9 protein-coding genes are annotated in these 14,279 nt (G+C 62.6%); 2 read left to right on the top strand and 7 right to left on the bottom strand.

Annotated elements, in window-relative coordinates; all coding sequences use genetic code 11:
• Position 1 precedes the first annotated feature (1 nt).
• The 7 genes from BBG20_RS09775 to aspA form a co-directional block, all read right to left on the bottom strand.
• Positions 2-4,609 carry a dermonecrotic toxin domain-containing protein gene (locus tag BBG20_RS09775; RefSeq protein WP_065902577.1) on the bottom strand — a complete coding sequence of 1,536 codons (4,608 nt, stop codon included), beginning with the start codon at positions 4,607-4,609 and terminating at the stop codon, positions 2-4.
• Between the two features lie 116 nt (positions 4,610-4,725).
• Positions 4,726-5,817: a polyamine ABC transporter substrate-binding protein gene (locus BBG20_RS09770; protein ID WP_065902576.1), complete on the bottom strand. Its 1,092-nt coding sequence runs from the start codon at positions 5,815-5,817 to the stop codon at positions 4,726-4,728.
• The gene (locus BBG20_RS09765) at positions 5,814-6,848 is read right to left on the bottom strand and encodes a histone deacetylase family protein (RefSeq protein WP_065902575.1); all 1,035 of its coding nucleotides are present in this window, start codon (positions 6,846-6,848) and stop codon (positions 5,814-5,816) included. The genes BBG20_RS09770 and BBG20_RS09765 overlap by 4 nt, the downstream gene beginning before the upstream one ends.
• Before the next feature lie 133 nt (positions 6,849-6,981).
• Entirely contained in the window at positions 6,982-7,974 is a 993-nt protein-coding gene (locus BBG20_RS09760) for an AraC family transcriptional regulator (RefSeq protein WP_065902572.1), read from the bottom strand.
• Positions 7,975-8,024: 50 nt separating this feature from the next.
• Positions 8,025-9,002, bottom strand: coding sequence for an asparaginase (locus tag BBG20_RS09755; protein ID WP_065902570.1), 978 nt, complete (start codon positions 9,000-9,002; stop codon positions 8,025-8,027).
• A gap of 86 nt (positions 9,003-9,088) precedes the next feature.
• Positions 9,089-10,540 (bottom strand): alanine/glycine:cation symporter family protein, encoded by a 1,452-nt coding sequence (locus BBG20_RS09750; protein WP_065902568.1) that lies wholly within the window; start codon positions 10,538-10,540, stop codon positions 9,089-9,091.
• Between the two features lie 391 nt (positions 10,541-10,931).
• A complete protein-coding gene (aspA, locus tag BBG20_RS09745) occupies positions 10,932-12,356 on the bottom strand; it encodes an aspartate ammonia-lyase (RefSeq protein WP_017135792.1) in 1,425 nt (474 codons plus the stop codon).
• A gap of 182 nt (positions 12,357-12,538) precedes the next feature.
• Here aspA and BBG20_RS09740 point away from each other — a divergent pair, with 182 nt between their 5' ends.
• Both BBG20_RS09740 and purE read left to right on the top strand, forming a co-directional pair.
• Positions 12,539-13,447 carry a LysR substrate-binding domain-containing protein gene (locus BBG20_RS09740; RefSeq protein ID WP_010566930.1) on the top strand — a complete coding sequence of 303 codons (909 nt, stop codon included), beginning with the start codon at positions 12,539-12,541 and terminating at the stop codon, positions 13,445-13,447.
• Positions 13,448-13,778: 331 nt separating this feature from the next.
• A complete protein-coding gene (gene purE, locus BBG20_RS09735; protein WP_003195648.1) occupies positions 13,779-14,270 on the top strand; it encodes a 5-(carboxyamino)imidazole ribonucleotide mutase in 492 nt (163 codons plus the stop codon).
• Positions 14,271-14,279 lie beyond the last annotated feature (9 nt).

Genomic DNA, 14,279 nt, shown 5'->3' with positions numbered 1-14,279 from the left:
CTCAGCTCTGGAAGAACAGTGAACGAGCCAGCTGCGGGCTGATTTCGCTGCGATAAATCGCAATCTGATCGCCGTCGCTCAGGCCGGTGCGATGGATCGCGCCGCCGAGTCGCTGCTGTTCGCGGGTCTTGAGGTGGCCGGCGGTGAAATGGTCGAGCTCGGCGTGCGGCGAATCGTAATGAAAGTGCGCATACCACAGCACTTCCTGGGTGTTGTGATCGCTGATCGCGTACTCATCCAGGTAGTCCTTGCCGGGGCCCTTGAGGCGCCGGCGGGTGATCACCTTGGCAATGTTCACCGCCCCCTGGCTGTGCAGCCACTGCACCCGCGCGGCAGTCGGCAGTTGCTGTTTGGTCATGCTGATGCGGGTACTGGTGCCCAGCGCATAGAGCCGTTGCGTGGCCTCGTTGAGTTGGCGGTTGAGGGTGGCGGCAGACGGGCGATCACTCTCCGTGAGGTTGCGTTGGGTCAGCGCCTCTTCGATGTTGCTCGCTGCCAGCTCCATGCGGGCGGCGTGCTGGTGCAGCATCTCTTCGATTTCCACCGGGATTCGCCCGGCTTTCCTTGACTGCACCAGGAGGCGCTGGGTCGCGGAGGGCTCTTCATCCAGCAGGTTTTGCGCGTTGCTCATGCTGATATTGAGGTCCACCGCCACCGGCCGTTGTGGCCTTGGGGTCGGCGTCGTGCGCTCGACCCACACCCCGGGGCTTTTTTCGTGGAAGGTCGCAATGACCTTGCCCGTGACCGGCGCCTTTACGTCCAGGAGCCCCTCGTCAGAGGGGCGTGGCTCGCCTACTACCACCGCGTTGAAGCGGGTCTTGATGACCTTCTTCTTCGGCGCCTGCTGCGTTTTCGACGGGCCGGCCTTGGTCTCCCGCGGCTTGCGTTCTTTCAACAGTCGGGCCAATTCATGCACGGCTTGCCTGTTGAAATCGTCGATGCGTTGGCGAAGGCTCTCCAGCGGTTCCCTCTGCACGTAGTCCGGGTGTTCGGCGTGCAGGTCCAGCAGGCGTTGGTCGACCAGGGAGAATTGTTCGACCAGGCTGTTGAGCACCTCGATCCGCTCGCCCGGGTCGCTGACACTGGCGTCGGGCATGGCCTCGATCCATGTTTGTATGTTGAGGTCGGCGATGTTCACGATTTCATTGAGCTGGGTGTGGGCATCGACGAAGGCTTCACCGCTGCCTTCCCTGATGCACAGGTAGCGATTCAAAGTGATTTGCAGGGCCTTGAGGTCGTGAAGCTTGAAGTCAGGCAAGGCATGGAGAGTGTTCTGGATGACTTTCATGCCGTCGATGCCCAGTTCCTGCAGGTGCAGGTAACGGGTTTGCGCGTATTCGAGGCGGCTGATCATGTCCAGGTTCAGCTGCGACATTTTCTCGGCAAGTGCGGTCTGTCTCTCGGTTTGCATCGGCGCGAGGGCCTCCATCTCATCCAGCGTCGACAACAGTTCTGTCCGGAACGTCGGCAGGGTTTCCGAGACGGCGAAGCGCGTGAGCAGCAGTTGCTGGTTCAAGTAGTCGATCATGTCGCCCTGGTAGTTGGGCACCGTATCGATGACGTTCAGTGCCCGAAGCTGGCGGATGGGCACGTCATACTCGGCCAGGCGCGTGTCCAGTTTTTCGATGAATGCCCGGCGTTGTTGGTTGGTGGAGGGGCCGGGTTGCGGGTCTATCGCCGCGTGTGCCATGGCAACCTCGGCTTGCCCGCGCTTCTGGCCTGCATTGAAGGTGGTGAGCTGGCCCCTGAGCTCGGCGATCCGCGATGGTTTTTTGGCCTGGGCGGCCTTGCGCCGATTCCTGAACCCGGCGCCACGCAGGCGTAGTCGCGTGTCGACAAACCATTGGCCGGCCAGGTTACTGACCAGCAACGGGCCGACGTGGGAGGGGCGCTGCGGATCGACAATCATGACGTTGTCGTTCTCATCCAGCATGACCTCGAACCAGCGCTCCTTGACCGGTGCGTACCATTTTTCACCCAGGGCAGAGAGATTCAGGTGGGGACCGGGTTCTTGGCTTGGCTCCCTAAGCCCTGCGGGTTTATCGACTTTGAAGCGATCCAGTGTTGCCGCAAGGCTCGCGGGTAAGCGATTGAGTGCGCCACTGTTGTGCAGCGGCCCCAGATGGCGTGCCGGCAGTTCGGCATCGGGCAAGTTGGGTTGCTGCGTCACCACGATCTTGCGCGGCAGCGGCGTGGGGCGATGGGCGCTCGCTGGCGGTTCAAGCCTTGGCGGCTGTGCCTTGAGTGGACGGGGCTGCGGCGGATGGCGCAGGGCAACATGCAGCACCAGGGCCATGCCCAGGTTGAGCAACAGGTCGACCTGCGCCGTCCAGGAGGTCTTGCCGTCAGGCCCGGGCTCGGCTTGGGTGGCTTCCTGCAGGTCGTCCATGATTTGCCAGATCCAGGCGGCAATCCCCACCGTGCGCCCCAGAAATGGCAGCGCCGCGCTGAAAATCAGCCAACCGGCCTGCCGGTAGGTGGCCCAGCGTTTCTTCACGTTGGATACCGATTGCCGGTTGGCCAGTTCAACCATCGCATTGGCGTTGTCCTTGAACAGGGTCGCCAGGTGATCGTTGCCCAGCACCTCATCACTCAAGGCAATGGGGCCGCTCATTTGCACCACTACCTGCGGTTCCACCAATCCGCGCACGACGGTCCATGGCGAGGGCAGGGCGGCAGGGAAGACGTACTGCTCGTAATTGAAGCGGCTGTCGTTGGGTAACCAGGCCAGCACCGAGTCGCGCAAGCTGCGGTGATGCTTGATGGCATACAACAGGTTTTCGCGTGATGGGAACTGCACCAGCACCGGGTCCAACAGGGGGCGATACAGCAGGCAGGGGCCTTGGGTGTGATCGCGGGGGCCGATCACGAACATGTTCGCCACCGCATCCGGTTCCCGGCCGGGCCGCAGGGTGGGGATAAATGCCAGGCGACGGATGACAATCTCTTGCCCCTCGACCTGTCGGTCGTGCGCTTGCGCCTGCACGGCGGCGGCGACATAACGGTAACCGCGATCATCGATGCCATGCTCGCCCTGGATTTTCCACTGCAGGGCCAGCAGCGGCAGTTGCGCCCGCAGGTGCGAGGTGTAGAGGGTTTGCCGGCTGCGGGATTGCTCCGGGTCGTCGAGCAGGGTTGTCTTGATCAGCGCGGGATAGTGTTGGCCGATGTCGAGGGTTTCGATCACGCCCTTGAGGTAGTCGTACGTCAGCCACGCGGGACCTGTGCCGCCGTTGTAGTGCACGCTGGGCGTGCCGGTGGGCAGGCCGGTAAGGTTTTCCAGGGCCAGGTCGATCAGGCTGCGCCGGGTGATGTCGCTGGCGCCGGGCAGCACAAACGTGCCCCAGACCACAGGGCTCTCGATGCTGATCTCGACCTTGTCCAGGCTCAGGCTCGCGCCATTCCTCTGCCGATTGATCTGTTTTTGCAGTTGCTCGCGTGCGTAATCGCGGATCGGAGGAATGCCGTCCTGGAACGTTCGACCGAGGTTGTGGGTATGCACCTCGGCCAGTTCGATCACGTACCGGCTGTAGATCGACACGTCGAGGTCCGAGGCGTTGGCGAGCCAGTCGGGGAGCTGTTCATGAATCTGACGGATGCTCGACAGCGAGTGCTCGCTCAGGTCCTCGATCACCGGCAGGATCCGCGCGACAGCCTGGCCGGTGGTGACCGCCACGGGAGCGACCTCGAAGCCGGCCGGGCCAATCGAACCGATCGCCTGCAGTTGCAGGGCGATCAGGTTGCACGCCAGGCTATCGAAGAAATCTGCGCTGGGTTCGTACAGCCGCCATTGCACGCCGACATCCAGTTGATATTGGACCAGGCTGGCGGGCAGCGACTCACCGAGCTTTTCCAGCGACTCGAACTTCTCATAACCGTTGAGCAGCGAGTAGGCCAGAATCCGCTCGCTCTGCTCGTGTTTGCCGATCAACACCGCCATGTCCGACAGGCCGATATGCGTGGATTGGTTGTTGTGATGGCCATCCATGTCGATCAGGTAGGCGTGGGTCTGGAACGTATCGAAGGCCTTGCGCTTGGCCTGCTCCGGAAAGTGGAACAGCAACCTGGCCATGGCGCAGTCGTGTTCGTCCCAGCCCTCCTGCGTGGTGACGTTCCACACGTTGCGCAAGGAATGTGAGAGCAGCTGCCAGCGCGGGCCAGACATACCGTTGGAGGTATTCCAGTAGTCGAGTTGCTGCTCCTGGTAGGCGGTGAAAATCAGGGCTGCCAGCTCATTGATCAACCGCGCGATGGCATCGATCTTCACCGGCAGGTGTTCGGCGCGCGGTGCCTGTGGCTGCGCCGTGAGGAAATGCTCGCCGTCGATATAAATTACCGGCTCCGGCGACAGGGCCTGGTTGGCCAGGACCGAGGTCAGCGACTCCATGGCGGGGGGCGTTGACTGAATGAGGTCGTCGGCGATGCGCCAGTGTGGCGTGACGACGGTGGCCAGGTCCGGGTCGATATTCAGTGTCGGGTATTGCTCCTTGAGGGCGGCGCGCAACAGGTTGGCGGCGACTTCGCGGATGGACGGGCCGGTACTCAGTTGCGTCAGCAGATCGTAGGTGCTGGGCGGGCGGTTACTGGTGGGGATCGAGTCGGTGGGCATTTGCAGCTCCTTGGCCGGTATCAGGCGTGAAGAGCTGCAAGGTAGAGTCTGGCAAGGCGGGCGAGACGGTAGATAAGTAGTAACGGCCGGGGCCTGCACGCCCCGGCCGTGGCCGATCAGGTCCCGGACTTGATCTTGGTCCAGGCGCGGGTCCTGGCGCGTTCGGCATCTCGGCCCAGGGGTTTCAAGGTGTAGAGCGTGGCCATTGCCGCTTCGGTGGGGTACAGGTTGGGGTTGTTGCGGATCGCCGGGTCAACCTGTTCAGTCGCGTCCTTGTTGGGATTGGGGTAGCCGACGAAGTCACTGATCGGCGCGATCACATCGGGTTGCAGCAGGTAGTTGATAAAGGTGTAGGCGTCCTGCGGGTTCTTCGCGCCTTTGGGGATGGCAAGCATGTCGAACCAGATCGGCGCGCCTTCCTTGGGCAGGCGCATGTCCACTGTCACGCCGTTCTTGGCTTCCTTGGCGCGGTTGGCGGCCTGGGAAAAGCTGCCGGAATAGCCGACGGCGACGCAGATGTCTCCGTTGGCAATGTCGGCCATGTACTTGGAGGAGTGGAAGTAGGTGATGTACGGGCGGATCTTCATCAGCAGCGCTTCGGCTTTTTCATAATCCTTGGGGTTGCTGCTGTTGGGGTCCAGGCCCAGGTGCTGCAGGGCCAGGGGCAGGATCTCCGACGGCGAGTCCAGCAGGGCGACCCCGCACTGCTTGAGTTTGCTGATGTTTTCTTCCTTGAAGATCAGGTCCCAGCTGTCCACCGGCGCGTTGTCGCCCAGCGCCGCCTTGACCTTGGCCGGGTTGAAGCCGATCAGGATGGTGCCGTACATGTAGGGCACGGCGAATTTATTGCCGGGATCGTTGGCCTCGATCAGCTTCATCAGCTTGGGATCGAGGTGGTTCCAGTTCGGCAACTGGCTGCGGTCCAGGGGCTGGAACACTCCGGCCTCGATCTGCTTGGCCAGGAACACATTGGAAGGCACCACCACGTCATAGCCGGAGTTGCCGGTGAGCAACTTGGCCTCCAGGGCTTCGTTGGTGTCGAAGATGTCGTAGACCAGTTTGATCGCCGGGTTCTGCGCCTTGAAGTCATCCAGGGCCTTGGGCGTGATGTAGTCGAACCAGTTGTAGACGCGCAGGGTTTTTTCTTCTGCGTGGGCGGCAGTGCTGAGCACCGCCGCGCAGAGTACAAGCGACTTGAGCATGTTCATTCGGCTGACCCCTCAAAACCTTCGAGAACGTTGACGGCATTGATGCCGATTTCTTCCACGGCGTAGCCGCCTTCCATCACGAACAGCGTGGGCGTGCCGAGCTGCGCGATGCGTTTGCCCATGGCCAGGTAGTCCGGGCTGTCGAGCTTGAACTGCGAGATGGGATCGTCCTTGAACGTGTCCACGCCCAGGGAGACCACAATGATGTCGGCGCCGTAGCGCTCGATTTCCCCGCAGGCCTGCTCCAGGGCCGCGCTCCAGGTGTCCCAGCCGGAACCGGCTGGCAACGGGTAATTGAAGTTGAAGCCTTCCCCGGCGCCCTCGCCCAGCTCATCGGCGTAGCCGAGGAAGAACGGAAACTCCGCTTCCGGATGCCCGTGGATCGAGGTGAACAGCACATCGCTGCGTGCATAGAAAATCGACTGGGTGCCGTTGCCGTGGTGGTAATCCACGTCGAGGATCGCGACTTTCTTATGGCCCTGGTCGAGAAAGGCCTGGGCGGCGATGGCGGCGTTGTTGAGGTAGCAATAGCCGCCCATCAAGTCGCTGGCGGCGTGGTGTCCCGGTGGTCGGCACAGGGCGAAGGCGCTGCGGGCGCCGTGTTGGATCGCCTGTTGCGCGGTGAGCGCGACCTGCGCCGCGCTGTAGGCCGCTTGCCAGGTGCCGGCGGTAATCGGCGCGCCGCCGTCGAAGCTGTAATAACCGAGCTGGCCGTGCAGGCTGGTGGGCAGCACGCGGCGCAAGGTGCGTGCGGGCCAGGTGTAGGGCAGCAGGTCGCCGTCCTGGTTGAATTCTGTCCAGCGTGCCCAGGCGCCTTTGAAAAAGTCGAGGTAGTCGTGGCTGTGAACGCGTTGCAGCGGTGCCAGGCCAAAGTCCTGCGGCGCTTGCACGGGGCCCAGTTCGCGGTCCTTGACCCGCTGCAGCACGTGGTCGGCGCGCGAGGGCATTTCGAAGCAGGGCATCAGCTGCCCGTCCATCAGTTCGCAACGGCCATGGTGCAGGTGGTGATCGTCCGAGTAGATCGTCAGCATATTGTTGTTCTCCGCAGGCGGTATCGGTGCATGCAGTCTTGCGGGCGACGGCGATTATGAGAACGGCAGGAGCGGCCAAAAGGGGATAAATGTGGCCAGATTGTCTGTCCGAAATTCGCCCCTCAATGGGGCGTCATGGTCGAAATTGGCTCGGCGCCACGCCGCTCCAGCGCACGAACGCATGGCGAAAACTGGCGGTCTCGCTGAACCCCAGGGCCTCGGCGATCCTATAGATCGGCCACTGATCTTCAGCCAGCAACTGTTTGGCGCGTTCAAAGCGCAGTTCGTCGAGCAGTTCCTGGTAGCTGCAGCCCAGGTCATGCAGGTGTCGGCGCAGGGTACGCGCCGAGCACTTCATCTGCTCGGCCAGGCCTTCGAGGCCAGGTGCGGCGTGCAGTTGTGCCGCGAGCAGCTGGCGGATCCGTCCCAGCCAGGCTTCGCGCCCGGTGAATTCGGTGTTCTGTTTACGGCAGCGCTCGGCCATGGCCTGATGGGTCACGGTATCGGCGAGGGGCAAAGGCTGGGAGAGCCAGCGTTGGTCGAAGGCGAACGCATTGGCGGTGGCCTGGAACTGCAACGGGCAGTCGAAAGACTCGGTGTAGCGCGCCTGATAATCCGGCGCATCATGCTCAAAGCGCGCGCCCAGCAAGGGCAGCGGATGGCCGAGCAGGTCGTCGCAGATGACCTTCAGCGATCCCAGGCACAGCTCGACGTTGAAGGCGGTCAGCGCCGGGTTCTCGCGATAATCGCCGGCGGTGAACCAGATACGCTCGCCGTCCTCCTCCAGGCTCAGTTCGAACAGTGTTCCCAATAGCGCCGGATACCGCAGGGCCAGGCGCAAAGCGTCACCGAAAGTGGCACTGGTGAGCAGGGCATAGCCGAGCATGCCGTAGGACGAAACGTGCATGCGCCGCCCCACGATCAGGCCGATATCGCGCTGCAACGCCACGGCATTGGCGCACACCTGCATCTCCTGGTGGGTGGCAATGCGCGTGTCGGCGCGGCTCAAGTCCGCCGCGCAGATACCGCTGCCGGCCAGCAGCGCCTCGGCGGGCAGGCCTTCGGCCTTGAAGGTGCTGAGCACCAGGGAGACAGCATTGAGGGTGGTGAGGTGGGAGTGCAGCATGCGGACTTCCAGCCAGGTGATGGCTGGAAGTGGAGCAAGTTATATGCCGGTCAGCTCAGTTCGCCACACAGGTCGAGTTCCACCAGGCGGCGGACGTCTGCGGTGGCGAGGCCGGCACCGAGCAGCGCTTGCAGCTTGCCGAATGCCGCTTCGCGGGTCATGCCGCCCCCGGACAACACACCGACACCGCGCAAGCGGCTACCGGCTTCATACACGTCCAGTTCTACGCCGCCTTCATGGCATTGGGTGATTGCCACCACTACCACGTCCCGATCCTGAGCGCGCTGGAGGCTGGCCAGGAACGCCGGGTTATCGCTGGGCCCGGTGCCGCTGCCGAAGCATTCGAGCACCAGTGCCTGGATCCCGCTGTCGATCAGTGCATCCACCTGCACGGCGGCAATGCCCGGCACCAGCGGCAATACGCCGACATTGGCCAGGGCCTTGGGCTGGCGGTAGTCCAGGGCGGCGGGGAGCGTCTCGGCCTTGGCCACGCCACCGTTACGCTGCAACGCAGCAAACGGATGGCGACCAAAACTGCGGATTTTCGCGCAGCGGGTCGGGGCCATCAGCGCGCCGTGGAAATACAGGTGCACACCCGGGGCCAGGCCTGCGCCCAGCGCTGCCAGCGAACCGCTGACGTTTTCCCAGGCGTCGCTGTCAGGCACGCCGGCGGGCAGCATCGAGCCGGTAAATACCACGGGCACCGGCAAACCCAGCAGTTGGAAGCTCATGGCCGCCGCGCTGTAGGCCAGGGTATCGGTGCCGTGCAGGACCAGCACCGCGTCGCAGCCTGCGTCCGCGGCTTCAACCACCGCGACGCGCAGGCGCTGCCAGTAGGCGGGAGTCATGTTGGCGCTGTCGATCAGCGGCGCCATTTCCCGGAAGCGCCAGGCGGGCACGGGCTCGTTGGCGAGTTGTTCGCGCATGCGGGCTTCGAAACCGGATGCGGGCGCGAGGCCGTTGGCGCTGGCCTGCATGCCGATGGTGCCGCCGGTGTAGAGCACCATGATGTTGTTAGCTGGGGACATCGAAGAATCTCCTGAACGAAAAACGCCGCCGGGCCCAGAGCATGCCCAAGGCCGGGCGGCGTGTCATCTATCTAGGCTTACGACGCTCAGCGTTGCGCTTGAGCGTTCAGTTCAGCCGATGCTTGAGCCGTTGGCTGCGACTTCACCGGATTCGCCGGCCAGGCCTTGCGATCCAGGTCCAGGTCAGGGAACTGGCTGGAGTCGAACACCGGGGTCTTGATGCCCGCTGCGCGCTGGTTGTCGTAGTCATTCAGGATGCGCATGGCGATCTTGAACAGGAACGCCAGGGCGAACAGGTTGACGAACGCGAGCATGGTCATGGTGATGTCGGCGAAGGCGAACACGGTGCTCAGGTTCTCGATCGAACCCCAGAAAATCAGCACCAGCACCAGCGCGCGGTAGCCCATCAACACTTTGCGGTTGTCGCCCACGATGAAGCGCAGGTTGCTCTCGCCGAGGTAGTAGTTGTACATGATCGAGGTGAACACGAACAACGCCAGGGCCACCGAGATGAACATCCGGCCCCAGTCACCGACCACGGCCGCCAGGGAGTTCTGGGTCAGGGCAATGCCGTCGCCTTCAAAGCCCGGGGTGTAGAAACCGGAGAGCAGGATCAGCAGCGCCGTACAGGTGCAGATCACGAAGGTGTCGAGGAACACGCTGAACGCCTGCACCACGCCTTGGGCGATCGGGTGTTCTACCGACGCCACCGCTGCCACGTTAGGCGCACTGCCCAGGCCGGCTTCGTTGGCGAACACGCCGCGCTTCACACCCATGATGATCGCGCTGCCCACCAGGCCACCGAAGGCCTGGTCCAGGCCGAAGGCGCTCTTGACGATAGTCGCGAGCATGGCCGGCACGTGGTCGAATTGCAGCACGATCACGTACAGGGTCACGGCGATGTAGACGAGAGTCTTGACCGGCACCAGCAGGTCGGCGATCGAGGCAATACGCTTGATCCCGCCGATGAACACCAGGCCCAGCAATACCGCCAGCGCCAGGCCGGTGTAGGTGGCGTCCAGGCCGAAGGCGTTGTTCAGCGAGTGAGTCACGGCGTGGGCTTGCAGGCCGTTGAAGGCAAAGCCGAAGGTCACCAGCAGCAGGAAGGCCATGACCATGCCCAGCCAGCGTTTCTTCAAGCCATGCTGGATGTAGTAGGCCGGGCCGCCACGGTAGGTGCCTTCGGCGTCGGTGCGCTTGTACAGCTGGCCGAGGGAGCATTCGATGAAGCTCGAGGACATGCCCACCAGTGCGGTGACCCACATCCAGAACACGGCACCCGGGCCGCCCAGGGTCACGGCAATGCCGACGCCTGCGATGTTGCCGGCGCCGACGCGACCGGCGAGGCTGAGCATCAGCGCCTGGAACGAGCTGAGCTGGCCGGAGCTGCTTTTCAGGCTGTCGCGAAACACCGAAAACATGTGGAAAAAGTGACGCAATTGAACGAAACGCGAGCGGATCGTGAAGTAGCCACCGAGCCCGACAATGAGCACGATCAATACTTTCCCTGAGAGGAAGTCGTTGATGACTTCTAGCATGGAGTGTTCCTCGCTGATTTTTCTAATGGCAAACGCAGGACGGTCCGACACGTCGTATGGCACCAGGCAGTGCACGACGGTTCGACCCCAATCCTTTTGCGGGTGTTGTTATTCATGCGGTTTCGCGCTTCCAGGGTCTCGTTACCGACGACCGCTGACGCGAAGAGGGGCGGCACTATACCTAGGAGTGTGTGATCCGTCTGCACGAGGCGATTAAAGGTTTCAGCAGGCCGGAGTCGGGCAAGGCGGGTTTGCAGGGCGATATTGGAGTTTTTATGGACGTCATTTCACAACCTTGAGGCAAAAAAAAGGGCCTGAAGAACGAGCCTTCAGGCCCTCAAAAGGTGAGAGGTGTCTAGTCCCTCAACCTGGTGAGCGGTGCAACAAACGCTTAGGCCTTCAACGGGACCAAACGTGGGGCAATCATGTTTTCGGGGCGCAGGATGTCGTCGAGCATGGCGTCGTCGAGCAAGCCTTCTTCGCGCACCAGTTCCAGCACGCCGCGGCCGCTTTCGAGGGCGATGCGCGCGATGCGGGTGGCGTTTTCATAGCCGATGTACGGGTTCAGCGCGGTGACCAGGCCGATGGAGTGCTCCACCAATTCGCGGCAGCGGGCTTCGTTGGCGGTGATGCCGACGATGCAGTGCTCGCGCAGCATGTCCATGGCGCGTTGCAGCAGGCGGATCGAGTCGAAGATCTTGAAGGCGATCAGCGGCTCCATCACGTTCAACTGCAGTTGGCCGCCTTCGGCTGCCATGGTCAGGGCCAGGTCGTTGCCGATGACCTGGAACGCCACCTGGTTGACGGCTTCCGGGATGACCGGGTTGACCTTGCCGGGCATGATCGAGCTGCCTGGCTGACGCGCCGGCAGGTTGATCTCGTTGATGCCGGTACGTGGGCCGCTGGACAGCAGGCGCAGGTCGTTGCAGATCTTCGAGAGCTTCACCGCGGTGCGCTTGAGCATGCCGGAGAACAGCACGAAGGCGCCCATGTCGGAGGTGGCTTCGATCAAGTCGGCAGCCGGTACCAGCGGCTGGCCGCTGATCAGGGCCAGGCGCTGTACGGCCAGGGCCTGGTAACGCGGGTCGGCGTTGATGCCAGTACCGATCGCGGTGCCGCCCAGGTTCACTTCGGTCAGCAGCTCCGGCGCCAGGGTTTTCAGGCGGGCCAGGTCTTCACCGAGGGTAGTGGCGAAGGCGCGGAATTCCTGGCCGAGGGTCATCGGCACGGCGTCTTGCAATTGGGTGCGGCCCATTTTCAACACGTGACCGAACTCGACGCCTTTGGCAGCGAAGGCCTGGATCAGGCTATCGAGGCTGGCCAGCAGCGCGTCGTGGCCCAGCAGCAGACCCAGGCGGATCGCGGTCGGGTAGGCGTCGTTGGTCGACTGCGCCATGTTCACGTCGTTGTTGGGGTGCAGGTACTGGTATTCGCCCTTGTTGTGGCCCATGGCCTCCAACGCGATGTTGGCGATGACTTCGTTGGCATTCATGTTGGTTGAAGTGCCAGCGCCGCCTTGAATCATGTCCACCACGAACTCTTCGTGGAAATCGCCGCGGATCAGACGGGCACAGGCTTCGCTGATGGCAGCGTGCTTGGCTTCGCTGAGCTGGCCCAACTCGCGGTTGGCGTCAGCGGCTGCTTGCTTGACCATTGCCAGGCCGACCACCAATTTCGGGTAATGCGAAATCGGAACGCCCGAGAGGCGGAAGTTATTCACCGCTCGCAGGGTCTGGATGCCGTAATACGCTTGGGCAGGTACTTCGAGTACGCCAAGCAGGTCTTTTTCTGTGCGGAATGATGCAGCGGAGGACATGACGGAAATCATCTCGATATGGACCCGGAACAGGCCGGAACGCTGCGAATGCTAGGCTTGTAGAAGTTTTTGGGCCAATGCTGTTAAACACTGGCCTATGCACAAACGGCATAATGTCGGTGTGACCCGGTTATCATGGCGGGCGTGTGTGCCAAAATGGTGCGTACCCGTGGGAGGAAGTGATGAACCTTGAGAGCAAATGGCTGGAAGACTTCAGCGCCCTGGCGGCAACCCGCAGCTTTTCCCAGGCGGCGGAGCGGCGCTTTGTCACCCAGCCGGCGTTCAGTCGGCGTATTCGCAGCCTGGAAGCTGCGCTGGGCCTGACCCTGGTCAATCGCTCGCGCACGCCGGTTGAACTGACAGCAGCGGGGCAGTTGTTTCTGGTGACCGCGCGCACGGTGGTCGAGCAGCTCGGTGAAGTGCTGCGCCATTTGCATCACCTGGAAGGCGGGCAGGGCGAAGTCATGCAAGTGGCGGCTGCGCACTCCCTGGCACTGGGATTCTTCCCGCGCTGGATCGCGCAACTGCGCAACGAAGGCCTGAACATCGCCACGCGGCTGGTGGCCACCAACGTCGGCGACGCCGTGCATGCCCTGCGCGAAGGCGGCTGCGACCTGATGCTGGCGTTCTACGACCCGGATGCGGCGATGCAGATGGACGCCGAGATCTTCCCGTCGCTGCACCTGGGCAATACCGAGATGCTCCCGGTGTGCGCCGCCGATGCGGATGGCAAGCCGCTGTTCGACCTGGAAGGCGAGGGCAGTGTGCCGTTGCTGGCGTACAGCGCCGGTGCATTCCTGGGGCGTTCGGTACATCTGCTGCTGCGCCAGCGCGCATTGCGCTTTACCACCGTGTACGAAACCGCCATGGCCGACAGCCTCAAAAGCATGGCCCTCGAAGGCCTGGGCATTGCCTGGGTGCCGCAGTTGAGCGTGCGCGCTGAACTGGCACGGGGCGAACTGGTGGTGTGCGGCGGGCCGCAATGGCATGTGCCGTTGGAGATTCGCCTGTATCGCTGCGCGCTGGTGCGCAAGGCGAACGTGCGGTTGTTGTGGCGTAAGTTGGAAGGTGGGGCGGCGCAGAATACTTGAGCCAACACAGATCAAATGTCGGAGCTGGCTTGCCTGCGATAGCGGTGTATCAGCCGACATTTCAGGCACTGACCCTCCGCCATCGCAGGCAAGCCAGCTCCCACAGTATTTTGTGGTGCTTTCGCTGACCTGGAAGTCAATAAAACCGCCTGTTTGAGGTGTAAGACAGATGGTCATCCAAGGGGCTGTTTATCTGGATTATTACGGTATACTGCGCGGCCTTCGGCCGGTCCAACCGGCCAAATTTCGTACAACAAGCCACGCCGGATTTCCCGCGTGGCTTGTTGTTTTTTGACGCGCCTGCGGGCGCCCAGAGAGAAGAGGCACGACGATGAGTGCATTGGTTGGCGTGATCATGGGCTCCAAGTCCGATTGGTCCACCCTTAGCCACACCGCCGATATGCTGGAAAAACTCGGCATTCCGTATGAAGTGAAAGTGGTCTCTGCCCACCGCACCCCGGATTTGCTGTTCCAGTATGCCGATGAAGCAGAATCCCGTGGCATCGAGGTGATCATCGCCGGTGCCGGCGGGGCGGCGCACCTGCCAGGCATGTGTGCGGCCAAGACTCACCTGCCAGTGCTTGGCGTACCGGTGCAGTCGTCGATGCTCTCGGGCGTGGATTCGCTGTTGTCCATCGTGCAGATGCCGGCCGGTATCCCGGTGGCGACCCTGGCGATCGGCAAGGCCGGCGCGATCAACGCCGCGTTGTTGTCCGCCAGCATCCTGGGCGCCAAGCACCCGCAGTTTCACGCGGTGCTGAAAAAATTCCGTGCTGAGCAGACAGACAGCGTGCTGGACAATCCAGACCCACGTATCGCCTGAGGTTGTTGA

The organism is Pseudomonas aylmerensis (assembly GCF_001702265.1).
GTDB lineage: Bacteria > Pseudomonadota > Gammaproteobacteria > Pseudomonadales > Pseudomonadaceae > Aquipseudomonas > Aquipseudomonas aylmerensis.
The sequence above is the reverse complement of the archived record's forward strand: the minus strand, read 5'-3'. Positions and strand labels throughout refer to the sequence as shown.